The sequence below is a fragment of the Sphingomonas sp. SUN039 genome, from assembly GCF_024758725.1.
Lineage (GTDB): Bacteria > Pseudomonadota > Alphaproteobacteria > Sphingomonadales > Sphingomonadaceae > Sphingomonas_O.
This window is the reverse complement of the sequence record NZ_CP096972.1, coordinates 1,604,471-1,629,496: the sequence shown is the minus strand read 5'-3', so window position 1 is coordinate 1,629,496 and position 25,026 is coordinate 1,604,471. Positions and strand designations below refer to the sequence as shown.

General features: G+C 65.1%; 27 protein-coding genes. 15 read left to right on the top strand and 12 right to left on the bottom strand.

Annotated features, from left to right (window positions below):
- Positions 1–56: 56 nt before the first annotated feature.
- Both M0209_RS07940 and M0209_RS07935 read right to left on the bottom strand, forming a co-directional pair.
- A complete protein-coding gene (locus M0209_RS07940; protein WP_258887746.1) occupies positions 57–1,592 on the bottom strand; it encodes a S1C family serine protease in 1,536 nt (511 codons plus the stop codon).
- 148 nt (positions 1,593–1,740) lie between these two features.
- Positions 1,741–4,038: a primosomal protein N' gene (locus tag M0209_RS07935; protein WP_258887745.1), complete on the bottom strand. Its 2,298-nt coding sequence runs from the start codon at positions 4,036–4,038 to the stop codon at positions 1,741–1,743.
- 50 nt (positions 4,039–4,088) lie between these two features.
- Between M0209_RS07935 and M0209_RS07930 the strand changes: the two genes are divergently transcribed.
- A complete protein-coding gene (locus M0209_RS07930; protein WP_258887744.1) occupies positions 4,089–4,772 on the top strand; it encodes a DUF4197 domain-containing protein in 684 nt (227 codons plus the stop codon).
- A 7-nt stretch (positions 4,773–4,779) separates the two neighbouring features.
- Here M0209_RS07930 and M0209_RS07925 read toward each other — a convergent pair whose 3' ends face one another.
- Complete coding sequence (locus M0209_RS07925; protein ID WP_258887743.1) at positions 4,780–5,109, bottom strand: hypothetical protein; 330 nt, start codon at positions 5,107–5,109, stop codon at positions 4,780–4,782.
- Positions 5,110–5,202: 93 nt separating this feature from the next.
- On the opposite strand from M0209_RS07925, the gene fsa reads away from it, so the two are divergent.
- From fsa to M0209_RS07910, 3 genes are read left to right on the top strand one after another with little or no spacing between them, the layout of a single operon-like run.
- A complete protein-coding gene (gene fsa / locus M0209_RS07920) occupies positions 5,203–5,856 on the top strand; it encodes a fructose-6-phosphate aldolase (protein ID WP_258887742.1) in 654 nt (217 codons plus the stop codon).
- Positions 5,849–6,910 (top strand): tyrosine recombinase XerC, encoded by a 1,062-nt coding sequence (locus M0209_RS07915; protein ID WP_258887741.1) that lies wholly within the window; start codon positions 5,849–5,851, stop codon positions 6,908–6,910. Before fsa ends, M0209_RS07915 begins: the two co-directional genes overlap by 8 nt.
- 18 nt (positions 6,911–6,928) lie before the next feature.
- Positions 6,929–7,360, top strand: a complete 432-nt coding sequence (locus tag M0209_RS07910; protein ID WP_258887740.1) for a surface-adhesin E family protein — start codon at positions 6,929–6,931, stop codon at positions 7,358–7,360.
- A gap of 2 nt (positions 7,361–7,362) precedes the next feature.
- Here the strand turns inward: M0209_RS07910 and gshB are convergent, their stop codons facing one another.
- From gshB to rsmI, 3 genes are all read right to left on the bottom strand, one after another.
- On the bottom strand, positions 7,363–8,316 hold the full coding sequence (gene gshB, locus M0209_RS07905; RefSeq protein ID WP_258887739.1) for a glutathione synthase: 954 nt from the start codon (positions 8,314–8,316) through the stop codon (positions 7,363–7,365).
- Positions 8,317–8,502: 186 nt separating this feature from the next.
- A complete protein-coding gene (locus tag M0209_RS07900; RefSeq protein WP_258887738.1) occupies positions 8,503–8,853 on the bottom strand; it encodes a YraN family protein in 351 nt (116 codons plus the stop codon).
- On the bottom strand, positions 8,850–9,683 hold the full coding sequence (rsmI, locus tag M0209_RS07895; RefSeq protein WP_258887737.1) for a 16S rRNA (cytidine(1402)-2'-O)-methyltransferase: 834 nt from the start codon (positions 9,681–9,683) through the stop codon (positions 8,850–8,852). Before rsmI ends, M0209_RS07900 begins: the two co-directional genes overlap by 4 nt.
- 15 nt (positions 9,684–9,698) lie before the next feature.
- Here rsmI and M0209_RS07890 point away from each other — a divergent pair, with 15 nt between their 5' ends.
- Complete coding sequence (locus M0209_RS07890) at positions 9,699–10,874, top strand: penicillin-binding protein activator (RefSeq protein WP_258887736.1); 1,176 nt, start codon at positions 9,699–9,701, stop codon at positions 10,872–10,874.
- Positions 10,875–11,009: 135 nt separating this feature from the next.
- Here the strand turns inward: M0209_RS07890 and hemW are convergent, their stop codons facing one another.
- A complete protein-coding gene (gene hemW, locus M0209_RS07885) occupies positions 11,010–12,185 on the bottom strand; it encodes a radical SAM family heme chaperone HemW (RefSeq protein WP_258887735.1) in 1,176 nt (391 codons plus the stop codon).
- Here hemW and M0209_RS07880 point away from each other — a divergent pair.
- Both M0209_RS07880 and M0209_RS07875 read left to right on the top strand, forming a co-directional pair.
- Positions 12,184–12,768, top strand: a complete 585-nt coding sequence (locus M0209_RS07880; RefSeq protein ID WP_258887734.1) for a CAP domain-containing protein — start codon at positions 12,184–12,186, stop codon at positions 12,766–12,768. The genes hemW and M0209_RS07880 overlap by 2 nt on opposite strands.
- 89 nt (positions 12,769–12,857) lie before the next feature.
- A complete protein-coding gene (locus M0209_RS07875) occupies positions 12,858–13,283 on the top strand; it encodes a hypothetical protein (protein WP_258887733.1) in 426 nt (141 codons plus the stop codon).
- A gap of 4 nt (positions 13,284–13,287) precedes the next feature.
- Here the strand turns inward: M0209_RS07875 and rdgB are convergent, their stop codons facing one another.
- Complete coding sequence (rdgB, locus tag M0209_RS07870; protein ID WP_258887732.1) at positions 13,288–13,908, bottom strand: RdgB/HAM1 family non-canonical purine NTP pyrophosphatase; 621 nt, start codon at positions 13,906–13,908, stop codon at positions 13,288–13,290.
- A gap of 162 nt (positions 13,909–14,070) precedes the next feature.
- Positions 14,071–14,787 (bottom strand): ribonuclease PH, encoded by a 717-nt coding sequence (gene rph / locus M0209_RS07865; RefSeq protein WP_258887731.1) that lies wholly within the window; start codon positions 14,785–14,787, stop codon positions 14,071–14,073.
- A gap of 80 nt (positions 14,788–14,867) precedes the next feature.
- Between rph and M0209_RS07860 the strand changes: the two genes are divergently transcribed.
- The 4 genes from M0209_RS07860 to M0209_RS07845 are packed head-to-tail and all read left to right on the top strand — an operon-like array spanning position 14,868 to position 17,450.
- Positions 14,868–15,056: a hypothetical protein gene (locus tag M0209_RS07860; RefSeq protein ID WP_258887730.1), complete on the top strand. Its 189-nt coding sequence runs from the start codon at positions 14,868–14,870 to the stop codon at positions 15,054–15,056.
- A gap of 19 nt (positions 15,057–15,075) precedes the next feature.
- Entirely contained in the window at positions 15,076–16,122 is a 1,047-nt protein-coding gene (gene hrcA / locus M0209_RS07855; protein WP_258887729.1) for a heat-inducible transcriptional repressor HrcA, read from the top strand.
- Between the two features lie 5 nt (positions 16,123–16,127).
- On the top strand, positions 16,128–16,673 hold the full coding sequence (gene grpE, locus M0209_RS07850) for a nucleotide exchange factor GrpE (RefSeq protein ID WP_258887728.1): 546 nt from the start codon (positions 16,128–16,130) through the stop codon (positions 16,671–16,673).
- Positions 16,674–16,718: 45 nt separating this feature from the next.
- On the top strand, positions 16,719–17,450 hold the full coding sequence (locus M0209_RS07845) for a hypothetical protein (RefSeq protein WP_258887727.1): 732 nt from the start codon (positions 16,719–16,721) through the stop codon (positions 17,448–17,450).
- Positions 17,451–17,492: 42 nt separating this feature from the next.
- Here M0209_RS07845 and M0209_RS07840 read toward each other — a convergent pair whose 3' ends face one another.
- The gene (locus tag M0209_RS07840) at positions 17,493–17,945 is read right to left on the bottom strand and encodes a PH domain-containing protein (RefSeq protein WP_258887726.1); all 453 of its coding nucleotides are present in this window, start codon (positions 17,943–17,945) and stop codon (positions 17,493–17,495) included.
- 174 nt (positions 17,946–18,119) lie between these two features.
- Here M0209_RS07840 and M0209_RS07835 point away from each other — a divergent pair, with 174 nt between their 5' ends.
- Positions 18,120–19,355 carry a DUF2853 family protein gene (locus M0209_RS07835; RefSeq protein WP_258887725.1) on the top strand — a complete coding sequence of 412 codons (1,236 nt, stop codon included), beginning with the start codon at positions 18,120–18,122 and terminating at the stop codon, positions 19,353–19,355.
- 85 nt (positions 19,356–19,440) lie between these two features.
- Here the strand turns inward: M0209_RS07835 and M0209_RS07830 are convergent, their stop codons facing one another.
- Together M0209_RS07830 and M0209_RS07825 are read right to left on the bottom strand one after the other, a co-directional pair.
- Positions 19,441–19,899, bottom strand: coding sequence for a vgr related protein (locus M0209_RS07830; protein WP_258887724.1), 459 nt, complete (start codon positions 19,897–19,899; stop codon positions 19,441–19,443).
- Positions 19,900–19,902: 3 nt separating this feature from the next.
- Positions 19,903–20,343 (bottom strand): copper chaperone PCu(A)C, encoded by a 441-nt coding sequence (locus tag M0209_RS07825; RefSeq protein ID WP_258887723.1) that lies wholly within the window; start codon positions 20,341–20,343, stop codon positions 19,903–19,905.
- A 146-nt stretch (positions 20,344–20,489) separates the two neighbouring features.
- Here M0209_RS07825 and dnaK point away from each other — a divergent pair, with 146 nt between their 5' ends.
- The 3 genes from dnaK to M0209_RS07810 all read left to right on the top strand — a co-directional run bounded on the left by dnaK (position 20,490) and on the right by M0209_RS07810 (position 24,996).
- Entirely contained in the window at positions 20,490–22,406 is a 1,917-nt protein-coding gene (dnaK, locus tag M0209_RS07820) for a molecular chaperone DnaK (RefSeq protein ID WP_258887722.1), read from the top strand.
- Positions 22,407–22,480: 74 nt separating this feature from the next.
- A complete protein-coding gene (gene dnaJ / locus M0209_RS07815) occupies positions 22,481–23,602 on the top strand; it encodes a molecular chaperone DnaJ (RefSeq protein WP_258887721.1) in 1,122 nt (373 codons plus the stop codon).
- Between the two features lie 347 nt (positions 23,603–23,949).
- The gene (locus M0209_RS07810) at positions 23,950–24,996 is read left to right on the top strand and encodes a hypothetical protein (RefSeq protein WP_258887720.1); all 1,047 of its coding nucleotides are present in this window, start codon (positions 23,950–23,952) and stop codon (positions 24,994–24,996) included.
- The last annotated feature ends 30 nt before the right edge of the window (positions 24,997–25,026 follow it).

Sequence of the window (25,026 nt, the reverse complement as noted above, 5' to 3'; positions counted from 1 at the left end):
AAGTCGGACAGAAAACTGCGTCCCCAAGCCGACTTGGCTGAGCTTGTCGAAGCCCTTTACTTCTCTGCTGCGATGGTACGGCATGAATAAACCAGCTTCTCGTTCGGCTGCGTCGGCAACACTGCGCGGATCGCGCTTTCCATGTCGGCGACCGACTGGCGCTGGGCGGGGTCGGGGGTGCAGGCGTTGTTCTTGTAGCGCGCGCGGATGGCGCGGGCCTTGTCCATCGCGTCGGCGCCCATCAGGAAGCGTTCGACGCTGTAGCGCGCCTTGGCCGGGTCGTAGCTCTGGATCGTCACCGTCGCCTCGCCATTGGGTACGAAGGTCCGGCTCCATGTCCCTGCATTCGCGCCGTACTGCGTCTTGCCGTTGACGCAGCCGTCGTCGCGCCAGTCGAGCGGCACATCGTCGGTCTTCGACAGCTTCACGATGCTGCGGTCCATATCGATGACGCAGAGCTTGTCGCCCTCGACCGCCTGGAGCGCGGCGCTGCCGCCCAGCACCGGCGCGGGTTCGGACGGATGCAGTTTTGCGTAACGGTCCTCGACCTCCGACATTTTGGGCCGCGCGAGGAAGGCTACGATGGCGCCGAGCATCAACGCGCCGCCCAGCGCGAGCGTTGCCCAGGCCGCGCCCTTCGACTTGCGCCGCCGGTCGCCGAGCAGGATCATCCCGCCGACGGCGCACAGTGCCCCGAGGACGAGCAATCCCGCCGCGAGCGCCATGCCGTTGTCGCGCTCGCTCGCGATATCGTCGCGGATTCCTTGTTTGGCGGCGGTGGCGCGCTCGGCCTCGACGGCAGCACGACGTGCCTCCTGTGCCTGCTGCGCGGCTTCGGCCTGCGACAGCGCCCCCGCCCGCGCCCCGATCTCGCCTTCGCTGAGGCAGGGTGAGGTGACGACCGTCGGCGCGACCTTTGCCTTGGCCAGGAACGCCGCCAGTTCCTTCACAGACAGCGCAAAGGCAAAGGGCGAATCGATGCCCTCGCTGACCGACAGGAAGGAGTTAATCCCGATCACGCGCCCGCACGCATCGACCAGCGGGCCGCCCGAATTACCGCGGCCGATATTGGCATCGTGCAGGACGGTATCGTAGCGCGCGTTGGTCCGCCGCCCGCCGACATGGCCTAGGGATTTGACCGGGGCCTGCGGCCGGATGAGCTCGTCGAGGCCCGACGCCATCGCGCGGTCGACGCCGTAAGGATAGCCGAGCGCCGCGACCGCCGCGCCGTCGGCCACCGGGCCGCCGTACAACGTCGCCGGCTCGATCCGCCCGCTGGTGATCGCGATGACGGCGAGGTCGAGATCGGGCGCATAAGCGACGACCTTGCCCTCGTATCGCTTGCGCCCTTCGCTCGGCACGACCCCGACGAACCCGCCGCTCTCGACCGCGCGCTCGACGACATGCGCGTTGGTCACGATGCGCGTCGGGCTGACCGCGACGCCCGATCCCATACCGAGATCGCCCTCGTTCGCGTCATCGGTGACGACGACCCGCACGACACTGCGCGCGGCGGCGTCCACATCCGCGTTCGACTGGGCGAGCGCGGGGAGGGGGAGGAGGAGAGCGAGAAGGGCGAGGAGGCGAATCATGCGAACTTTCCTACCCTCTCCCTGAAGGGGAGAGGGACAGCCTGCGGTTGCAACGCAGGCAGGGTGAGGGTGTGACGTTCACTCGTGCCCTCACCCTGAGCGGCTTGCAACGCCGCTCTGTCCCTCTCCCCTTCAGGGAGAGGGAAAATTAAACGAACGAATAGGGATCGACATCCACCGCGACGCGCACTTTCGCGCTCCACTCCACGCCGCCCAGCCATCCCCGGATCACGTCCTGCACGTCGAGCGCGCGGCGGGCGTGGATGAGGAGGCGGATGCGGTGGCGGCCGCGCAGCATCGCGAGCGGGGCGGGGGCGGGGCCGAAGACTTCCATGCCGTCGATCTGCGGTGCCGATTTGGCGATGCGCTGCGCGGTGTCGGCGGCTTCGCGCTGGTTTTCCGAGGAAATGATGATCGCCGCGAGCCGCCCGAACGGGGGTGCGCCCGCGTCGCGGCGGCTTTCGGTTTCGGCGGCGTAGAAACTGTCGGCGTCGCCCGAGACCAAAGCCTCGATGACCGGCGCGCCGGGTTCGTGCGTCTGGACGAAGACCTTGCCCGGCTTGACCCCGCGCCCCGCGCGTCCGGCGACCTGCATGATCTGCTGAAAGCTGCGCTCGGCCGCGCGCAGGTCGCCGCCCTGCAGGCCGAGGTCGGCATCGATGACGCCGACCAGCGTGAGGTTGGGGAAGTGATAGCCCTTGGTCACCAATTGCGTGCCGATGACGATGTCGATTTCGCCCGCTTCCATCTTGCCGACGAACTCGGCGGCCTTGGCGGGGGACCAGAGCGTGTCGGACGTGACGATGGCGCGGCGCGCCTCGGGGAAGAGCTCGGCCACCTCGTCGGCGATGCGTTCGACGCCGGGGCCGCAGGCGACCAGCGAGTCCTCTTCGCCGCATTCGGGGCACTTCTTCGGCGGCGACATGACATGGCCGCAATGGTGGCACTGGAGCCGCGCGAGCAGGCGGTGCTCGACCATCCACGCGGTGCAATTCGGACACTGAAAGCGGTGGCCGCAGTGGCGGCAGAGCGTCAGCGGCGCGTAGCCCCGGCGGTTGAGGAACAGCAGCGCCTGTTCCTGCCGTTCGAGCACGTCTTCCAATGCAGTGACGAGCGTGGGGGCGAGCCAGCGTCCGCGCGGCGGCACGTCCTGCGTCAGGTCGATGGCGGCAATGCTCGGCATCTGCGCCGCGCCGTAACGGCCGGGGAGTTTCAGTTCGTTGTAATTGCCCAGCGCGACCTGTTGCCGCGTTTCAATGGCGGGGGTCGCGCTGGCGAGGACGACGGGGCACCCCTCGAACCGCGCGCGCATCACTGCGACGTCGCGGGCGTGGTAATGGACGCCGTCCTCCTGCTTGAAACTGGTCTCGTGCGCCTCGTCGATGACGATCAGCGCAAGGTCGCGATAGGGGAGGAACAGGGCGGAGCGCGCACCGACGGTGACTTTCGCCTCGCCGCTGGCAATCGCGCGCCACGCACGGCGGCGCTGCGACTGGCGCAGGCCCGAATGCCAGGCGACCGGCTGATGCCCGAAACGCGCCTCGAAACGGCGCAGGAACGGCTCGGTCAGCGCGATTTCGGGGAGAAGGACGAGGGTCTGGCGGCCTTGGCGCAGTGCTTCGGCAATGGCTTCGAAATACACCTCGGTCTTGCCTGAGCCCGTGACGCCGTCGAGCAAGGTCGGGGCGAAGGCGCGGGCGGCGACATCGGCGACGAGCGCAGTGGCTGCGGCGGTTTGGGCATTCGACAATTGGGGTGGAGCGAAGCCGGGGTCGGGCAGGGGGTAGGGGTCGTCGACGGTCACCTCGACGGCCTCGATCAGTCCCGCCTTGACGAGGCCGCGGATAACGCCGTCGCTGACGTCCGCGATGGTGGCGAGTTCGCGGACGAGACCCTGCCGCTCGCCGATGCGTTCGAGGGCTTGGGCGCGTTGGGGGGTGAGGCGGAACTGCCTACCCTCTCCCTCCAGGGGAGAGGGTCGACTCGCGCGAAGCGCGGCGGGGTGAGGGGTTGAATCCTCACTCGCGCCCTCACCCTGCGCGGGTTGCAACCCCGCGCTGTCCCTCTCCCCTGCAGGGAGAGGGAGCTGTGCGACCCGATACTCCACCACATTCCGCCGGTCATCGAGCGCGCTCGCACTTGCCAGCGCCATCCGCAGCACCGCTGCCGGGGGGGCGAGGTAATAGTTTGCCGTCCATTCGATCAGCCGCCTGAGCGGCGCGGCTAGCGGCGGCAGGTCGTACACCGACAGCAGGTTGCGGAGCCGGTTGTCGCCGACCTCCGCGTCCGAGGGCATATGTTCTGCCTCCCACACCACCCCGGCCAGCTGGCGCGGTCCGAGCGGGGCAAGCACGATGCTGCCCGGCTCGACCTGCATGCCGTGCGGCACGCGGTAATCGAGCGGCCCCAATGCGGCGTTCAGGGTAAGGACGCGGGCGCGTGACATCGCCCTGCAACTAGGGTTTAATCACCCGCAAGCAACAGGGGGAGGTTGCCATGACTGACATCATCGGACGGCGGGCACTGCTCGCGACGGCAACACTGGCACCGCTGCTCGCGCTGCCGGGATGCGCGACCATGGGCGGCGGGTTCGACCTGACCGAGGCGATCCGGCGCTTGCTCGGTCTTTCGGCGCAGCGCGCCTTGTCATCGCTGATGGCCGAGAACGGGTTTTTCGACAGCCAGGTCGCGCGCATCGCGTTGCCGCCGCAACTGGGCGGCGGGCAGGCGACCTCGATCCTTGGCGCGATCCTGCAATCGACCGCGTTTCGCGACCGGCTGTCGCGTTCGCTCAATCGCGCAGCGGAAAAGGGCGCGGCGCTGGCGGCCCCGGTCGTGACCGATGTCATTCAGGGCATGCCGATCCGCGACGTGGTGTCGATCGTGCGCGGCGGGCCGACCGCGGCCACGACGCTGCTGCAGGGCGCATTGGGCCAGCGTCTGGTCGAAACAATGATTCCCGGCATCGGCGACGGCTTGCGGCTGTTCGATTCGGGGGTCGTGACGCAGGCGCTGCGTGCGGCGACCGGCATCGACATCACGGGGCTGCGCGCCGATGTCGCGCAAAAGGCCTCCGACGGGATCTATCGCGCGATCGGGCGCGAGGAAGCCGCGATCCGCGCCAACCCGTCATCGACCGGCGATCCGCTGATCGCCGCCGTGTTCGGGCTGGCGCGGTAGCTAGGGCTTAAAACGGCACGTCGTTCGGCCCCCGCACGCCGTTGCGCTTCGCCGTACTGATATGGAACTGGATCCGGTCGAGCCGGTCCTGAACGGCGCGCTTTTCGGGGCGCGTGAAGCGTCCGCCGCTGTTTTCGTAACGCTCGACGATGCGCTTCGTCGCCTTGATCTCGTTGGTCAGGCGAACACGTTCGCCGATGCTGAGCTTGCCCGAACGCTTGCCGGCATCGACCTGTCGTTGCAGATCGACGATCCGGATATCGATCCCGACATCGGCGAAGGCAGGGACGCTGACTGCCAGACTACCGAGCACGGCAATGAGGGTAAGTTTTCGCATCGTTTTTCTCCTTGGAACTGGATAGACGGGCACCGTAACGCACGGGCGCGGCATTAGTCGCATCCGCAACGACCGACAAAGGTGAGCACTCCCATGAAGTTTTTCGTCGATACCGCCGATACTGCCGACATTGCCGAGCTGGCGGCGACGGGATTGCTCGACGGGGTGACGACCAATCCCTCGCTGATCGCCAAATCGGGGCGGCAGTTTCTGGATGTCGTAAAGGAGATTTGCGCACTGACCGACGGGCCGGTGTCGGCCGAAGTCGTGGCGATCGATCATGCGGGCATGATGCGCGAGGCCGAAATCCTGCGGAAACTCGCCGACAATGTTTGCGTGAAAGTGCCGCTGACGCTGGACGGGCTGAAGACGTGCAAGGCGCTGACCGGCGAGGGGACGCAGGTCAATGTGACGTTGTGCTTTGCGCCTGCACAAGCGCTGCTCGCGGCCAAGGCTGGTGCGACCTTCATTTCGCCGTTCGTCGGGCGGCTCGACGATATCGGGCAGGACGGGATGGACCTGATCCGCGATATCCGGCTGATCTACGACAATTACGCGTTCGACACCGAAATTCTGGTCGCGAGCGTGCGGCACCCGATCCACATCCTTGAGAGCGCGCGCATCGGTGCCGACGTGATGACTGCGCCGCCGGCGGTGATCAAGGCGCTGTTCAACCACCCGCTGACCGACAAGGGGATCGCCGGGTTCATGGCTGATTGGGCGAAGACGGGGCAGACGATTGGGTAAAGGGCAGACTAGCCCCTCCCCCCTCGCGGGGGAGGGTGCCCGCTGGGCGGGAGAGGGGCCAGCCGCGTCTGCGGCTGAAAGACTCGTTCTGTCCGCAAACACCGCTGTCTTTACGGGCGCAGACGCGCCCGACCCCTCTCCCCGCCGCGCTTCGCGCGAGTCGCCCTCTCCCGCAAGGGGAGAGGGGCAGAGCGTTCTCGCCTTCGCCGCCCACCTCACCCGCGACCGCCGCCGGTCGCCGCACACCGTCCGCGCCTATGTTGCGACCGCTGAGCGGCTGGTCGAACATCTCGGTGGTACCACCGCGCCCGACGCCCGCCAGCTGCGCGATTACCTCGCCAGCCGCCGCGCCGATGGCCTGTGCAACGCCAGCGCCGCGCGTGAATTGTCGGCGGTGCGGGCGTTCATCCAGTTCACCGGCGGCGATGATGCGATGCCCCGGATGCGCGGGTCGAAGGTCAAGCGCGGCGTCCCGCGCCCGGTCTCGCCCGCCGAGGCGATGGCATTGGCCGAGGACGTGGCAGGGCAGGGCCGCGAGGAATGGATTGCGGCGCGCGACTGGGCGGTGCTGATGCTGCTCTATGGCGCGGGGCTGCGGATCGGCGAGGCGCTGGGGCTGACCGGCGCGGTGCTGCCGCTGGGCAAGGTCATGGCGGTGACCGGCAAGCGCGACAAGACGCGGATGGTGCCGCTGCTCCCGCAAGTCAGCGAGGCGATCGAAATCTATGTCGCGGCATGCCCGCACCCCTGCGACCGGACGACGCCGCTATTCCGCGGCGTGCGTGGCGGGCCGCTCGATCCGTCGACCGTGCGGCGCTCGGTGCGGATCGCGCGGACGCGCCTGGGGCTGGCGGAGCGAACCACACCGCACGCGCTGCGCCACAGCTTTGCGACGCACCTGCTGGCGCGGGGCGCGGATTTACGGTCGCTGCAGGAGCTGCTGGGCCATGCGAGTTTGACATCGACGCAGATCTACACGTCGGTTGATACGGCGCACTTGCTCGATGTGTATCGGAACGCGCATCCTCGGGCGATGAGTGACAATCTCAGTTAAGTGGCGCAATAGTCCCGAATGAAGCGAACTGTTCTTCTTGCTTGCCTGTTGGCATTGTGCGGCGCTCAAGCCCACGCTGCCAGCGATCCGAAGTATCCATTCTGGCCATGGGTTCAGGCTGGACGCTACGACCCACCCCACGCTCCGCACATGACGATGTGGATTAACATGGAAACGATACGTCGCGCTGGCGATGGCATGATTGATGTTTGGTTCAAATACGACAGTGACGTTCCCGATCAGAAGGGAGTGATACAATCGCTGGTGTATGAACGCCTCGACTGCCGCAGAAATTGGCATTCAACCGTTTTGTTGCTCAATTACAATTCCGCTCGGCAAGTGGTCTATCAATCCAAAGGTAAGCCGGAAGATTTGGAGCCAATCATACCGGATTCACTGCTTGCGGGCATGGTGCCATTCACATGTGCAGCCGGCTCGATGCCCCAGTAACATCAGCCCAAAGCCAACCGCCCCTCGACCGCTTCCCAAATCATCCCCGCCGTATCGGTCCCGTTGAACCGGTCGATCGCCACGATTCCCGTCGGCGAGGTCACGTTGATCTCGGTCAGCCACTCGCCGCCGATCACGTCGATGCCGACGAAGATCAGGCCGCGCTTCTTGAGTTCCGGCCCCATTGCCGCGCAGATTTCGGCTTCACGCGGGGTGAGCTCGGTCTTCGCCGCGGTGCCGCCGACCGCGAGGTTGCTGCGGATTTCGCCTTCGCCGGGGATGCGGTTGACTGCGCCCGCGACTTCGCCATCGACGAGCACGATGCGCTTGTCGCCTGCGGTCACGCTAGGCAGGAAAGCCTGCACCATGTGCGGCTCGACGTACGCGCCGTTGAACATTTCCATCAGCGACGACAGGTTCTCAGCCGAGCGGCCGATCTTGAAAATCGCCTTGCCGCCATTGCCGTGCAGCGGCTTGATGACGATCTCGCCGTGCGTTTCGAGGAACTTGCGCGTCGCGCCCAGCGACCGCGTGATCATCGTCGGCGGCATGAAGCGGGCGTAATCGAGCACGAACAGCTTTTCGGGCGCGTTGCGGACGCTGGCGGGGTCGTTGGCGACGAGCGTTTCGCCATGAATGCGTTCGAGCAAATGCGTCGCGGTGATGTAGCTCAGGTCGAACGGCGGATCCTGCCGCATCCACACGACATCGACGTCGCGGCCGAGGTCGAGGATTTGCGGTTCGCCGAGGGTGAAATGGTTGCCGACCTCGCGCCTTACCGCGACCGGCCACGCCATCGCGTAGAGCCGCCCGTCCTGCCACGTCAGGTCGTTCACGCCGTAATAGTAGAGCGTATAGCCGCGTGCCTGCGCCGATAGCATCAGCGCGAAGGTGGAGTCACCGGCGATATTGAGCCCCGGCAGGGGGTCCATTTGGAAAGCGATGCGGAGGGTCATGGGTACCTCCTATCGCCCGTCCGGCACTTCGTCACCCCGGCGAAACCGCTTTCATGCCGTGGCATCGTGCCGACTGTCACACGAAGCTCACGAAGGCACAAAGTAAGGCGTTCTTCCTCGTGTCTTCGTGAGCTTCGTGTGAACCCGCTCCTTTTCGGCAAGGCGAAATGCCTGCGGCGAAGGGCGCTACTCCTCCCACACGTTCGACAAATGCTTCGGCATCCGGCCCGGTGCGACGAGGATCACGTCGATGCGGATGTCGCCGCCCGGAAAGGCGTGCCGCGCCGCCAGCGCCGAGGCTGCCGCCGCGACGCGCCGCAAGCGGTGCTTGTCCACCGCATAATCGAGTTCGGCGAGCGTTCCGCGCGTCTTGACCTCGACGAACGCCGTCGTGCGAAAGCGCCGCGCGACGATATCGATCTCGCCCACGGGCGTGCGGACGCGGGTGCCGACGATGCGCCAGCCCTTCATCCGCAAATACCACGCCGCAATGCGTTCGGCGCGGCGACCGCGTTGTTCGGCAAGCGCGCGGCTCATGCCGCGCCCTTGAGTTCGAGCGCGCGGGCGTAAAGCGTCCGCCGGTCAAGGCCGGTCGCATCGGCAACTTCGCTCGCGGCGCGCCCGACGGACAGGCGGGTCAGCGCCTCACGCAGCGCTGCGTCGCTGTCGATGGCGACTTCGCGCACCGCTGGCGGACCGACGAGCACGACGATTTCGCCCTTGGGCGGGGCGTCGGTGTAGCGCGCGGCAAGGTCGGTCAGCGTTCCGGTCACGCACTCCTCATAGGCCTTGGTCAGCTCGCGCGCGACTGCGGCGTCGCGGTCGCCGAGCACGTTCAGCAAGGCGGCGAGTGTCGCCCCTAGCCGTGGTCCCGATTCATAGAACACCAAAGTCGCCGGAACATGCGCGAGCTCGGCAATCGCGTCGGCCTTTGCCTTGGCCTTGACCGGCAGGAACCCGCCGAACAGGAACCGGTCGGTCGGCAGCCCTGCCAAGGTCAATCCCGCAATCGCGGCACAGGCACCGGGGACCGTCACGACATTGTGCCCCGCCGCGCGGGCGTCGCGGACCAGTTTGTAGCCGGGGTCTGAAATCAACGGCGTCCCGGCATCGCTGACCAGCGCCACCGATTCGCTGCCCATCCGCGCGACCAGCCCGGGGCGCACCGCATCGGCGTTGTGATCGTGATAATTTGTCATAGACCGCTTCACACCGAGGTGATTGAGCAGTTTTCCCGTGACTCGGCTGTCCTCCACGCACAGCACATCGGCGTGGGAAAGCACCGACGCGGCGCGCGGGGTCAGGTCGCCAAGATTGCCGATAGGCGTGGCGACGATATAGAGGCCGGGCGAGAGCGGTGCGTTCATAAGGGAAAAAGGGTCATGACAGGAGCAGGGGCGCTGGCGCAATTCGGCCGCGCGGGCAAGTGGCTTGCGCTGCTGGGAGCGGCGGCACTCGCGGGCTGCCAGGTCGTGCCGAAGGGGCCGCCGCGTCCTATCGATGTCCCACCGCCGGTCGTCGTCGAGCCGGTCGGGCCGTCGCTGCCGAGCGATACCCAGCGCAACCGCGTCGCGTTGCTCGTCCCGCTGACCGGTCCGAATGCGGCGGTTGGCGAATCGATTTCGAACGCGGCGAACATGGCGGTGCTCGACACCGGCGGCAAAACCATCCGCGTGACGATGTACGACACGGCAACCGGAGCAGCAGCAGCGGCGCAAAAGGCGATTGCCGAGGGTAACAAACTGATCCTCGGCCCGCTGCTGGCCGAGGACGTGCGGGTCGTGGCCCCCATTGCCCGCGCGTCGCGGGTGCCGGTGGTGACCTTTTCCAACGATGTCGGCGTGGCCGGAAACGGCGTTTATGTGATGGGCTTTGCGCCCGCCCAGTCGATCGAGCGTGTCGTCGCCTATGCGAAGAGCAAGGGCGCGACAAAATTTGCCGGGCTCGTGCCGGCGGGCCTTTACGGTCAGCGCGCCTCGACCGCGTTCCTGCGGAGCGTCGAGGCAGCAGGCGGGCAGGTCGTCTCGCTCCAGACGTTCGACCGCACGGCGGGATCGATCACGGCGGCGATCACGCGCATGTCGAATACCTCGCCTTACGATGCTGTGCTGATTGCCGATTCGGCGCGGGTCGCGGTGCAAGCCGGGCCGGTCATCCGGGCGCACGGCGGGGCAGGGGCGCGGCTGCTCGGCACCGAACTGTGGAACGCCGAAGGGGCGCTCGCCGCCAATCCGGCCTTGCGCGGGGCGTGGTTCGCGAGCGTGTCCGACGGCGTCTATACGCAGCTGGCGGGTAAATACCGGACGCGCTTCGGCAAGGGGCCGTACCGGTTGGCGAGTCTGGGTTATGACGCGGTGCTGCTGGTGACGCGCATCGGCGGCGACTGGAAATTCGGCAGCGCATTTCCGGCGAACCGGTTGAGCGATGCGGGCGGATTTACCGGGATCGACGGCGCATTCCGCTTCGGTCGCGACGGCATCGCCGAACGCGCGCTCGAAGTGCAGCAGGCCGGGCCGAGCGGGTTCGTCGTGGTGGACGGGGCGCCGCGGGGGTTTTGATCTCCTTCCCTCTCCTTAAAGGGGAGAGGGGCAGGTCGGCGTTGCCCGCCGACCAGGGTGAGGGCACGAGTATTGCCTCAACCCCTCACCCTCCCGCGCTCCGCGCGAGGACCCTCTCCCCTGTAGGGAGAGGGGTTAAGCAACTACCTCCGCCAAAATCGCATCGAGAACCCCGAACCCTCGTTCGGTAACCGCCAATCGCGGCGGCGCGAATTCGATCAGCCCCAGCTTCACCAACCGTTCCACCGCCCCGAAATCCACCGGCTCCGCCACGCCGCTCCGCGCGGCAATCCGGGCTACATCGACCCCCTCGCCCAGCCGCAGCCCCATCAGCAGCGCCTCGACCGCCCGGTCGCGCGGGGGCAGGGCGTCCTCGCTGACCATGCCATGGCCGTTGCGGGCAACCGCCGACAGCCAGTTCTCGGGCTTTTTATGCCGCACCGTCGCTTGCCCCAAGCGTCGTCCGTGTGCGCCGGGGCCGATCCCCGCATAATCGCCGTAGCGCCAATAGGTCAGGTTGTGGCGGCTTTCCGCGCCGGGTTTTGCGTGGTTCGAGATTTCATAGGCGGGCAGCCCCGCCGCCGACAGCCGTGCGCGGGTGCTCTCGAACATGTCGGCGGCAGCGTCATTATCGAGCGGGGTCAATTTGCCCTGCTGGAACAGAGTCGCAAAGCGCGTGCCGGGCTCTATGGTCAGCTGGTAGAGCGACAGATGTTCGGTGCCGAACGACAGCGCGCGTTCGAGTTCGGCTGCCCACGCGTCGGGCGTCTGGTCCGGCCGCGCATAGATCAGGTCGAAACTCACCCGCGCAAATGCCGCCTGCGCTGTCTCCAGCGCGCCCAGTCCCTCGGTAACCGAATGCGCCCGCCCCAGAAACGCCAATGTCGCGTCGTCGAGCGCCTGAAGTCCCAGCGACACCCGGTTCACGCCTGCCGCTGCCAGATCGGCAAACCGCGCTGCTTCCACCGAGGATGGGTTGGCCTCCAGCGTGATCTCGACATCGTCCGCGACGCGCCAGTTCCCCGCCACGGCGTCGATGATCGCTGCGACAGTGGCGGGCGGCATCAGCGATGGCGTGCCCCCGCCGAAAAAGATCGACCCGAGCGTTCGCCCCGGCAGCATCGTCCCTTCATGCGCGAGGTCCGCCAGTAGCGCCGCCCGCCATGCGGCCTGATCGACGGTTTCGCGGACATGGCTGTTGAAATCGCAATAGGGGCATTTCGACACGCAAAACGGCCAGTGGACGTAGAGCGCAAAGGCCTCGTCCGGTTGTTTTGCGTTAAGCAGTGGCAAGGTATGGGCGGTCGCCATGATGATCCGCGCGCTCCTTACGTCGCTCGCCCTGCTGACGCCACTCGCGGTATCGGCCCAAGTGCAATCGTACACCCAGGAATGGGACGGAAAGGCTGCGCCGCGCAGCGATGCCGCGATGCGCGCGGCGATGCTGGTGTCGCACAACCGCGCGCGGGCCGCGTTCGGGTCGATGCCGCTGGTCTGGAACGATGCGCTCGCGGCGAACGCGCTTGCCTATGCGCGGGTGCTCGCCAGGGAAAACCGCTTCGGCCACGACCCGCAAAAGGGCGCGAAAGTGCGCCAGGGCGAAAATCTGTGGGTGGGAACGCGCGGCGCGTTCGATTATGCGGCGATGGCGGCGAGTTGGGTCGACGAGCGCAAGGATTTCAAACCCGGCCGCTTCCCCGATGTCAGCCGCACCGGCAATTGGGGCGTCGTCGGCCATTATACGCAGATCGTCTGGCCCGCGAGCGCCAGCGTCGGTTGCGGCCTTGCCAGCAACGCCGACGACGATTTCCTTGTCTGCCGTTACCTGTCGGCGGGCAATGTCTATGGCAGCGACTTGCGCCCGGTTGTGGTTGTCGTTCCGCGCAAACCGTAAACAGTTGTTACGTCGGATAACTTGTCGTTGATCGATCGTATCGCTTACGTCATGATTTGCATTCGATTGCATTTCGAGGCGGGCTGACCATGGATATGACGGCAATCTTCAAGCGTTTCAGCGGACTGCTGGCGATGCTGGGTGTGCTCTCGCTGGGGCTGGCACCGGTGCCGGTCATGGCCGATGCCTCCAACCCGCGTTATGTCCCGCGCCACGCCAAGGCGAAGGCAAAGCCGCACGCGGTTCGCCGGGCTGCGGCCAGACCTGCCGCTGCAGCCGCGCCGCAACAACCGGCGCCGGTCGAGGTCGCTCAACCTGCACCGGCCTCTGCGCCTGCTGCCGAAGCGCCGCCGCCCCCGGTCGTGGCGGAAGCACCGGCACCGCCCGCTCCGGCGGCCGCCAAACTCGCTGTCGCGAAAAAAGGCGGCAACGGCACGATCATCGCGCTGCTCGCCGCCGCAGGTGTGGCGACCGGCATCGCGATCGCCAGCAGCGGCCGGTCGGTCAGCCGCTAGTCACTTAGAAGGCTGCCGCGACGAGCTTTGCGAACGCGTCGGCGCGGTGGCTGATTGCGTGCTTTGCGTCCGGGTCCATTTCGCCGAAGGTTTCGGTGTGGCCGAGCGGCACGAACACCGGATCGTAGCCGAAGCCCTTGTCGCCGCGCGGCGGCCAGACCAGCGTCCCCTCGACGCGTCCCTCGCAGAACAAGTCGCTGCCGTCGGGCCAGACCAGCGCGAGCGTGCAGGTGAAATGCGCCGACCGCGAGACGTCGGGCCCCAGCGCCTGTAGCCGGTCCTCGACCTTTTGCATCGCGAGCATCCAGTCGCGGGTGATCGTTCCGTCTGCGGCCGCGGTTTCGGCCCAATTGGCGGTGTACACGCCCGGTTCGCCGTTCAGCGCCTCGACCACCAGCCCGCTGTCGTCCGCCAGCGCGGGCAGGCCGGAGAGGTCGGCGGCGGACTGTGCCTTAAGCATCGCATTCGCGACGAAAGTGGTACCGGTTTCCTCGGGCTCGGGCAGGTCGAGCGATTTTGCCGACACGGGTTCCATGCCGAACGGTGCGAGCAGTGCGCGGATTTCACGGACCTTGCCCTCGTTGTGCGACGCGATGACGAGGCGACCGGGGGTGAGTTTTTTCAAATTTTTTTCCTTCTTTCCCTCTCCCTCTGGGGAGAGGGCGACACGCGCCCCCTAGGCGCGGCGGGGTGAGGGATAACACTGCTCCAATTGAAGCACCGCACTTCCCTCACCCTCCCGCGCTGGAGCGCGAGGGCCCTCTCCCCAAAGGGAGAGGGAAAAAGTTCACCGCCCCGTGGCCGCCTTTTGCGCCGCGAAAATCTCCGCGCAGCCGATACGTGCCAGTCGCAGCAACCGTAACAGCGCTTCCTCGTCGTACGTCGCGCCTTCCGCCGTCGCCTGCACTTCGGCGATGTTGCCGTCGCCGATCAGCACGAAATTGGCGTCGGCATGAGCGTTCGAATCCTCGATATAATCGAGGTCGAGCACCGGCGTGCCTTCGTAAATGCCGCAGCTGATCGCGGCGACCTGCTGCTGGATCGGATCGACAGTCAGCTTGCCCTCGGCAATCAGCTTGTCGACCGCGAGGCGCAGCGCGACCCAGCCGCCCGAGATCGACGCGGTGCGGGTGCCGCCGTCGGCCTGGATGACGTCGCAGTCGATCGTAATCTGGCGTTCGCCGAGCAGCTTCATGTCGACCACCGCGCGCAAGGAACGCCCGATAAGCCGCTGGATTTCCTGCGTCCGCCCCGACTGCTTGCCCTTGGCCGCCTCACGCGATCCGCGCGTATGCGTCGCGCGCGGCAGCATGCCGTATTCCGCCGTGACCCAGCCCTCGCCCTTACCGCGCAGGAACGGCGGGACGCGTTCCTCGACGCTGGCGGTCACCAGCACGCGGGTGTCGCCGAAGCTGACGAGCACCGATCCCTCGGCGTGAATCGTGAAACCGGGTTCGATGGCAATCGTTCGCATCTGGTCGGGGGCGCGGCCGGATGGGCGCATAGGGGCTGTCCTTTGAAAATGAATGCGGGCATCTAGCGGGGCAACTGGCGAGATGCCAGCGGCGAACAGGGGACGTTGCCATGAAGATTGTGCTGAACATCGTCGGAGTACTCGCGGTGCTGATGGGCCTGCTCTGGATCGGGCAGGGGACCGGCCTCGTCATGTGGCCGCAGTCGAGCTTCATGCTCGACCAGCGCATCTGGGCGATGTGGGGCGTCCTGCTCGCGACCGTCGGCGTCGGCTGCCTGATCTTTGCACGGCGGCGATAGCGCCCCATATAGCGCGGCGATGTCCGCCCCCGTTCAGGAACTGACGACCCGCGCGCGCGACGTGTTTCGCGTTGTCGTCGAACAATATCTCGATTCGGGCGCGCCGGTCGGGTCGCGGACGATCTCGAAGCTGTCGGGGCTCAACCTGTCGCCCGCCTCGATTCGCAATGTCATGCAGGATCTGGAGGAAGCGGGGCTGCTCGACCATCCGCATACCTCGGCTGGGCGTATGCCGACGCAGACCGGGCTGCGGCTGTTCGTCGACGGCATGATGCAGGCCGCCGAACCGACGGTCGAGGAACGTGCGGTCATCGAGGGGCGGTTGGCTACGGCGGGTCCGGTCGAGGAGGCGCTGGCGGCGGCGACGGCGGCGCTGTCGGGCCTGTCGGCTTGCGCGGGTCTGGTGCTGGTGCCGACCCGCGAGGTGCGCGTGCGCCAGTTCGCGTTCGTGCCGCTGTCGCCGGGGCAGGCGCTGGCGGTGCTGGTCGGCGACGACGGCTCGGTCGAGAACCGCGTCATTGCGCTGCCCGACGGCCTGAGCGCGGATGCCCTGACCGAGGCGTGCAACTATATGTCGGCGCGGCTCGCGGGGCTGACACTCGTCGAAGCGCAGGCGCGGATCGCGGGCGAGTTGCGCCATGAGAAAGCGGCGCTCGACAGTGCATCGCGCGAACTGATCGAACGCGGGCTGGCAATCTGGTCGCAGGATGGCGCAGCGCGGCCAGTGCTGATCGTGCGCGGGGCCGCGAACCTGATCGACGACACTGCGATGGCCGACCTCGACCGCGTCCGGCAGTTGCTCGACGAGATCGAGGGCAAGGAAGCGATTGCGTCGTTGCTCGGCTCGGCCAGCAACGCTTCCGCCGCCAAAGTGTTTATCGGCGCGGAGAACAAGCTGTTTGCGCTGTCGGGCTCGTCGGTGATAGCGGCCCCCTATCACGGGCGCGATGGCCGCGTCGTCGGCGTTGTCGGCGTGATCGGCCCGACCCGCTTGAATTACGCCCGTGTCGTCCCGATGGTGGATTTCACGGCACAAACCCTATCACAGAGACTTTGGCGAGAATGACCCAGATGAACGAAAACGACGCGGCACAGGATTTAGCAGCCGAAGACGAAATGGTTGCCGAGGGCGCGCCGTCGGAACCCAATCCGGAGGCGCAGTACGCCGCGCTCGAGGCCGAACTGGCCGAGACCAAGCAGGCCGTGCTCTACGCACAGGCCGAGACGCAGAACGTCCGCCGCCGCATGGAAAAGGACGCGCAGGACGCCCGCGCCTATGCGGCCACGAATTTCGCGCGTGACGTGCTGTCGGTCGCCGACAACCTGTCGCGCGCGCTGGATGCTATTCCGCAGGAATTGCGCGACGACGACAAGTTCAAGGGGCTGGTCGTGGGCCTCGAAGCAACCGGGCGCGAACTCGACAAGGTGTTCGAGCGCAACGGCATCACGCGGATTTTGTCGGTCGGGGAGAAGCTCGACCCGAACAAGCACCAAGCGATGATCGAACTGCCGAGCGATGCGGAGCCCGGCACGATCGTGCAAGAGATGCAGGCAGGCTATATGATCCGCGACCGGTTGCTGCGTGCGGCGATGGTCGGGGTTGCAAAGACCACTTAATTGTAGGACGTTTCTTGAGATTAGGGTCGCCCGGGGGGGGGGTAAGTGACAAGTCTCTTAGTTGATAGTATTTTGGTCATCGGAGCGGCGTTAGCTGTCTTGTTCGTTTGCGTGGGTTGGTTGGGAAAGACGCCGCTTGGAAAAATTCTATGGATTTTAGTACCTATTGCGTTTGCTGTTACCGACGTGTTTCTAAGATCGACCACCGGTAGAGATTTGAAAGACACACTTATATGTTTAGCTCTACCTTTGTCGGTAGATTGTGATCCGGTCGAACCCGGTTCTGGTAAGCTATCGTTTTCAGTCGCTACCATCGAACCAGAACCTAAGCTCGACTGGCGGGATGGTGGATTTTTTCGACAACAAGGAATCTATAAGGTTCAAAACGCCAAAGAAACCTTATTTGAAGCTCGACAATTTGCACCATCGATTTACTCTGTTTCTCCCGATGGAAAAAAAATTGCGCTTGCTAGCTCAAAAGAAATTATTGTGCTTGGAATAGTTCCAAATATGAAAACGAAAATCGATTTTCATCAACCTTTTTCATATGTGAATATTGAAAAAATAGTTTGGACAAATACCAATCAATTTCATTTTTCGGTATCTACTGGATTGGATGCATACAATATAAACAATGCTTACATAATTTATATAAAAGGCAATGAGTCATTTATTTTTGGAAATATGAAGCGAATCCCAGTTACTGATATGAGCGTCCCGATTAGAATTGATTTAGGTGAATGGGGCGGCATAAAAAATGTATCTGCTCTCGAATAACTTTTGGTCAATAAATTTCGAGATTGCTGGAACTCTTGTTCGTTATTTTTCGCTAAACCCCTCGCCCCCGACATCCAGTTCACGCACCCGTCGCTTCACCCGCGCAGCTTCGACCAGCCGCCGCAATTTCTCGCGCCGCGTGTTCGCATTGTCGACATCGCGGATGACCAGTGGCGCGTCGCGGGTGGTTTCATCGCTCGATGATATCGTGATCGTGCCGATGTTCGCCCATTGGTTGATGAGGGTGAAATCCAGCCGCACGTCCTTCACCCGGTATAGTTCGACCTCGTCGATGCTTTTGACGAAAATGCCCTTGCGGAGGATCAGCCGGTCTTCGGAAATCTCGTAGGTCGTTGCCAGATTTTCGATCCATTTGATCAGGACGATGACCAGTCCGATCCCGACGAGGCACAGCGCCAGCGTTGCCCAGCCCGCGAGCGTCCCGCGCAGCCAGCCCCAGGTCGAGGAACGGAACGTGTCAAGCGGCTGGTCCAAGGCGATACTCCTTCGCCGCAACGATAGCGCCCGTTGCACTGGCGTCCAGCCACCGCACGGTGCCACCATTGTTTGCAATTCACGCCCGAAATGATTCCGGCTTACCTTTTGCAATCGATACGCTAGCAATGTGTCGGACTGCGCCGCGACGCGGCGGGCGACGGGGAGGAAGATATGGCCAAGGACTGGGCAAGCGACGTCAAGAAATATGCGCCGGACGCCGATGACGGCGTGATCGCGGGGATCGTGCGCTATTGCGGGATCGCCCTGCAAAAGGTCGATTCATCGCTGGTGGCGTTCAGCGACCCTGTCGAACTCGCGCGCGTCCGCAACAACTTCCTCAAGAAGAAATGCGGGCTGACCGATAGCGATGCGGTGCTCGATGCCGCGATTGCCGAGGTCGGCGAGCGGATGAAGGCCGACCGTACCAAGAACCGCGTGACCGTCTATTACCTGCTCTCGGACAAGTTCGGGATGCACGGCCTGTTCGTGAAAGCAGCCAAGGCGACGGCGGCGAAGGCCGCGCCGGTGGCGGCGGCTGCCGGACTGGCGGCGGCAGCGGGTGTCGCAGCGGCTGCGGCCAAAACGCCCAAGCCGAAGGCTGCTACCGCCAAGGCAGCGGCTACAAAGGCAGCAGCGCCCAAGGCCACCGCGCCCAAGGCAGCAGCGAAAACGGCCGCGCCTAAGGCAGCTGCCCCGCTCGCCGCACTTGCCGCCGCGCCGGTCGTTGCTGCGGCAGCCCCGGTTGTCGCCGCCAAGCCTGCCGCGCCGGTCGCAAACTCCGCCGTCGCAGCAACTGCCGCAGGCGCCGCCGCTGCAGGCGTTGCGGCCTCTGCAATCGGGAACTGGAAAGGCGATTCGAGTCCGCTCGGGCGCAGGCTGAGCCTGTTCAGCGACGGTGGCGGCGGCAAGGAAATCCGCATGTTCATGTGGCTGGCGCTTGGGCTGCTTGCACTCGCGCTGCTCTGGCTGTTGTTCATGCACAAGCCCGCTGCCGTTGCCACGGCAGCGCCCGAGACGGCACCTGTCGCGGCACCGGTGGTCGAAGCAGCGGTGCCGGAAGGTGCCGGGATCGTCGCCGAAGTGCGCGACGAAAAGCCCGTCGTGAAGGTGTATTTCGCGACCGGAAAGGCCGATGTCGCGCCCGAATTCGCGGCCGAGGCCGCGAAGGTGAAAGCCTATCTCGACGGCCATGCGGGCAGTTCGCTCGGCGTGTCGGGCTACAACGATCCGACCGGCAATGCGGCAGTAAATGCGGCGCTGTCGAAAAAGCGGGCGGAGGCGGTGAAGGCGGCGCTGGTCGCAGCGACCATCCCCGACACGGCCATCGAACTCATCAAGCCCGAAGCGGCGACCGATGCGACGGTGACGGCGGCGGAAGCGCGGCGGGTCGAGGTTTACGTCAAGTAACAGTGCTGGGGACTGTCCCCGCTTGGGGACTGTTTCCTGCCAAGGTGAAGAGGGACGGTCCTCAAGCAGGGACAGTCCCTTGGTCCTAGCTGCCGAGGAACGGCAGAACCGACCTGTACTGATCTAGCGGGGGCGCGCCGGGAACGGTGCGCCCTTCGCGAATCAAAAAGGCGTGACGCACGATTTCGGCTTGCTGCTCCAGCCCGTAGCGTCCGAACCGCTGGCCGGGTTTCAGCACATAGCCGTAGCGACAGAATGCGTGCCGTCGGAGGGGCAGGTAAATCCCCTGCTGCCGCTGCCAGACATGCGTCATCTCGTGCAGGAACAGCCCCTGCATATCCGGTGCACAACCGCAGAAATCCGCGCTGTACCGGCTGTCGGCGGGATGGAACCAGATATGCCCGTCGGGGGCCATCACGACATTGCGCGGCTGAAAAAACGCCCATTTGCGCCGGTGGACCCGCACCGGCACATAGTCGATCGCATCGCCGAACATCGACCGTGCCAGCGCTACTTCCGACGGCGTCAGCGGCCGTCCGTCCATGCGCTATTCCGCCGATCCGGCCGCGCGCAACGGGGCATAGGCCGATAATTGCAGGCCGCTGGCGAAGACGAAATCGAGCCGCATCGTCTGGCCGACCTTCATGCCCGGATTGATGTTGTAGAGCATGATGTGCTTGCCGCCGGGTTCGAATTTCACATCGCTGTTGGCGGGTACGACAACCCCGCCGTCGAGCGGCTTCATGCTGGCCATGTTGCCGCCGGTCATGCTCTCGTGCATCTCGACGCGGATGACGACGGGCGAGGTGACGGTCAGCAAGGTATCGTCCTTCGGTCCCCCTTTCAGGGTGAAGTAACCCGCAGACGGCGCCTTGGGATTGGCGGCCATGCGGACAATGGCATCGGCGACCGTCGGTTCGGTCGGCTTGGCGGCGCACCCGGCCAGCGCAATCGCCGAAACGGCTCCGATCAATCCTAAAGCACGCATTCAGAACCCTTTCGTCGCTGTTCGGCACGATAGCTAGGGTCCACCGCTTCTTGCGGCAAGGGAATCGGCACCTATATCGCCCCTGAACCTCTTCAACCGGGCTCGGCGTCTCGCCGTCCCACCAACATGCAGGGCAAGACACGGATATGGCAAAAGTTATCGGGATCGACCTCGGCACGACCAACTCGTGCGTGTCGGTCATGGAGGGCGGCAAACCCAAGGTGATCGAGAATGCCGAAGGCGCGCGCACCACGCCGTCGATTGTCGCCTTCGCCAAGGATGGCGAACGGCTGATCGGCCAGCCCGCCAAGCGTCAGGCCGTCACCAACCCCGACAACACGATTTTCGCGGTGAAGCGGCTGATCGGTCGCCGGTTCGACGACCCGATCACCAAGAAGGATACCGAGCTGGTTCCCTACACCATTGCCAAGGGGCCGAACGGCGACGCCTGGGTGAAGGCCGGTGGCGAGGATTATTCGCCCGCGCAGATCAGCGCGTTCATCCTGCAGAAGATGAAAGAGACCGCCGAAAGCTATCTCGGCGAGAACGTCACGCAGGCGGTTGTGACCGTTCCGGCGTACTTCAATGATGCCCAGCGTCAGGCGACCAAGGACGCAGGGAAAATCGCTGGCCTCGACGTGCTGCGCATCATCAACGAGCCGACCGCGGCCGCGCTGGCCTATGGCCTCGAGAAGCAGGACGGCAAGACGATTGCGGTTTACGATCTCGGCGGCGGCACGTTTGACATTTCCATCCTCGAAATCGGCGACGGCGTGTTCGAGGTGAAGTCGACCAACGGCGACACCTTCCTGGGCGGTGAGGATTTCGACAACAAGATCGTCGAATTTCTCGCAGATGCCTTCAAAAAGAAGGAAGGCCTCGATCTCAAGACCGACAAGCTCGCGCTGCAGCGGCTGAAGGAAGCGGGCGAAAAGGCCAAGATCGAGCTGTCGTCGTCGGCGACGACCGAGATCAACCTGCCGTTCATCACCGCGCGCATGGAGGGCGGCACGACGACGCCGCTGCATCTGGTGGAGACGCTGACCCGTGCCGACCTCGAAAAGCTGGTCGAAAGCCTTGTCACGCGCACGTTGGAGCCTTGCAAAAAGGCGCTGGCCGATGCGGGCCTGACGGCGGACAAAATCGACGAGGTCGTCCTCGTCGGCGGCATGACGCGCATGCCGCGTGTCCGCGAAGTCGTGAAGAACTTCTTCGGGAAGGAGCCGCACACCGGCGTCAATCCCGATGAAGTCGTCGCGATGGGCGCCGCGATTCAGGCGGGCGTGTTGCAGGGCGACGTCAAGGACGTGCTGCTGCTCGACGTGACGCCGCTGTCGCTCGGCATCGAGACCTTGGGCGGGGTGTTCACGCGGATGATCGACCGCAACACGACGATCCCGACCAAGAAGTCGCAGACCTATTCGACTGCCGACGACAATCAGGGCGCGGTGACGATCCGTGTGTTTCAGGGCGAGCGCGAAATGGCGGCGGACAACAAGATCCTTGGCCAGTTCGATCTCGTCGGCATTCCGCCTGCGCCGCGTGGCGTGCCGCAGATCGAAGTCACCTTCGACATCGACGCGAACGGGATCGTCAACGTCAGTGCCAAGGACAAGGGCACCGGCAAGGAACAGCAGATCAAGATTCAGGCATCGGGCGGCCTCAGCGACGCGGACATCGACCAGATGGTCAAGGACGCCGAGCAGTTCGCCGAGGAGGACAAGGTCCGTCGTGCTGCCGCCGAGGCGAAGAACAACGCCGAATCGCTGATCCATTCGACCGAGCGCCAGCTCGCCGACAATGGCGACAAGATCGACGCAGCGCTCAAGGCCGAGATCGAAGCGGCGGTGGCCGAGGCCAAGACGGCGGTCGAGGGCGGCGATGTCGAGGCGATGACCGAAAAGACCAATGCGCTGACGCAGGTTGCCATGAAAATGGGGCAGGCGATCTACGAGAAGGAACAGGCCGCAAGCGCGTCGCCGGGGGCCGAGACTGCCTCAGCCGAGAGCGAGGACGTGGTCGACGCCGAGTTTTCCGAGGTCGACGACGCGCCGAAGGCGTGATCGTTCAGGTGTGACTTTTGTGACCTTTGACTGCCCGGCCTGTGCCGGGCAGTCAAAGCGTGTGAGGGGCGGCAGTGGCTGACACCGACTATTACGAGCTGCTGGAGGTCGAACGGACCGCCGACGACGGGACGATCAAATCGTCCTATCGCAAGCTCGCGATGAAATTCCATCCGGACAAGAATCCCGGCTGTCATGAGTCCGAATCGAAGTTCAAGGCGATCTCTGAAGCGTACGACTGCCTGAAAGACCCGCAAAAGCGCGCCGCCTACGACCGGTTCGGCCATGCCGCGTTCCAGAATGGCGGCGGTGGCGGGCAGGGGCAGGGGTTCGAGGGCTTCTCGGACATTTTCGACAATATTTTCGGCGAGTTCATGGGCGGGGGACGCGGCGGTCGCCAGCGCGGACCGCAACGCGGGGCGGACCTGCGCTACGACCTCGAAATCACGCTCGAGGACGCGTTCCACGGCAAAGCCACCGAAGTCAGCGTCGAAGTTTCCACCCAGTGCGGGCCGTGTGGCGGTTCGGGAGCCAAGCCCGGCACCTCGGCAAAGCAATGCGGCACCTGCGGCGGGCACGGCAAAGTCCGCGCGCAACAGGGATTTTTCGTCGTCGAGCGGACGTGTCCCGCGTGTCACGGCGCGGGGCAGGTCATTGCCGACCCGTGCCCGTCCTGTCGCGGCGAGGGCCGCGTCGACAAGGCCAAGACGCTGTCGGTCAACATTCCGGCAGGCGTCGACGAGGGCACGCGCATCCGCCTGTCGGGCGAAGGCGAGGCGGGCGCGCGCGGCGCACCGGCGGGCGACCTTTACATTTTCCTGCATGTGAAGCGCCACGCGATCTTCGAACGCGAGGGGACGACCCTGTTCTGTCGCGCGCCGATCAGCTTCACGACGGCGGCGCTCGGCGGCAGCATCGAGATACCGGGGCTCGACCAGACCCGCCACGAGATCCGCATCCCGGCGGGCATCCAGTCGGGCAAGCAATTGCGTCAGCGCGGGGCAGGGATGCCGGTGCTCAACGCGCGCGGGCAGGGCGATCTCGTGGTCCAGATCGAGGTCGAAACCCCGACGCGGCTGACCGCGAAGCAGCGCGAGCTGCTCGAATCCTTCCGCGAAACCGAAACCGGCGAGGAATGCCCGAAGTCGACGGGCTTCTTCGACAAGTTGCGCGCGGTGTTCGACGATATCGTGTGAGGAGGAGCGAGCTGTCCGCCCACCCCGGGCGGTTACGCGCGGGGCGGGCGGTTCGCCCGGGTCTTACTTAAGCGACGATCGCCGTCGCGAGCAGGACCTGGGCGAGGATCGCAGCGACGGTGAAAACCGCCAATTCGAAATTCTGCACCTGCAGTCTCCTGTTATCCGGAAGAGGCCGGCCCCCAGTTGCAAACCTTATGCTGCAACGCGGCAATACCTAGTAATTCAGTGTTGTATTACAACCGCAACGATTTCAATCTCGAATGCAGTTTATGCAATCCATGCCCGTTCGATCTGGCAATGCCGCGTCGGCGTGATAGTCTCGCCGGGCAAGGAAAGGGGGCGTCATGGAGCGGGTTCGGCAGCATCGCCGCACGATCCTGAAAACCGGCGCGGCGGCTCTGCTGGGAGTCGCTACCGGATCGAGTGCCGCTGCCCAGGCGCGCGATCCCGTCTCGGCGCTGCTGCGCATGCTCGGCCTGCTGAAGACACCTGCGCCACCGCCGCCGCAACCGGGTAAACCGGTCGATGTCGCCGGTATCGTTGCCGCCATGACCGTGCTGGAAAATCAGGTATCGGCCCTCGGCCTGAAGCCGACACCGCTTTCGCTCGAACCTGCCGCCGATCCGACTGCGCCTACGCCGGTCAACGCCGACGACCTTTACGCTGCGGGTGTGCCGCGGCTGGTATCGATCATCGAGCGGACCGAGGCGAGCAACGTCGAACTCGGCGACCGCGCGGGCGAGTTGCTCGCGGACGTCAACGCCACGCAGCATGTCATTCCAGAGGCGTTCGACGAGAAGCGCGTCCCCAGCCGCGCCCGCGATTTCGCCGGGTTGAAGGACGAATATGCCGCGCTGTTCGCCTCGGCCGCCTTGCGGCCAGAACGCGGCGACCTTGCGCGCTGGCATGTCACGGCGCTGCGCCAGTTCCGGCGACGCTATGAAGCGGTGACGCGCGCTACCGACGTGCCGTGGTATTTCATCGGCCTGATCCACGGACTGGAGGCGAGCTATAATTTCCGCGCCCACCTCCACAATGGCGACGCCCCGCTTAGCCAGCGGACGCGGCAGGTTCCCGCTGGCCGACCCAAAGCCTGGACCGCGCCCTATGACTGGGAAGCGAGCGCCGTCGATGCGCTCAAGCTAATGGGCTTTGCCGGCGCGACCGACTGGTCGCTCGAACGCACGCTCTACCGGCTGGAGGCGTATAACGGCTTCGGCTACCGGCGGCTCGGCGTCCCGACTCCCTATCTGTGGAGCTTCTCGAACCATTATGAGGCGGGCAAATTCGTCGCGGATGGCAGCTTCAATGCCAGGGCGAGGTCGCAGCAATGCGGCGCGGCGACGACGCTCAAGCTGTTGACCGAGGCCGGTGAGGTTGTCTGGGCATAGTCCCGCCTCGAAAGGCTGATCGTCACGTTG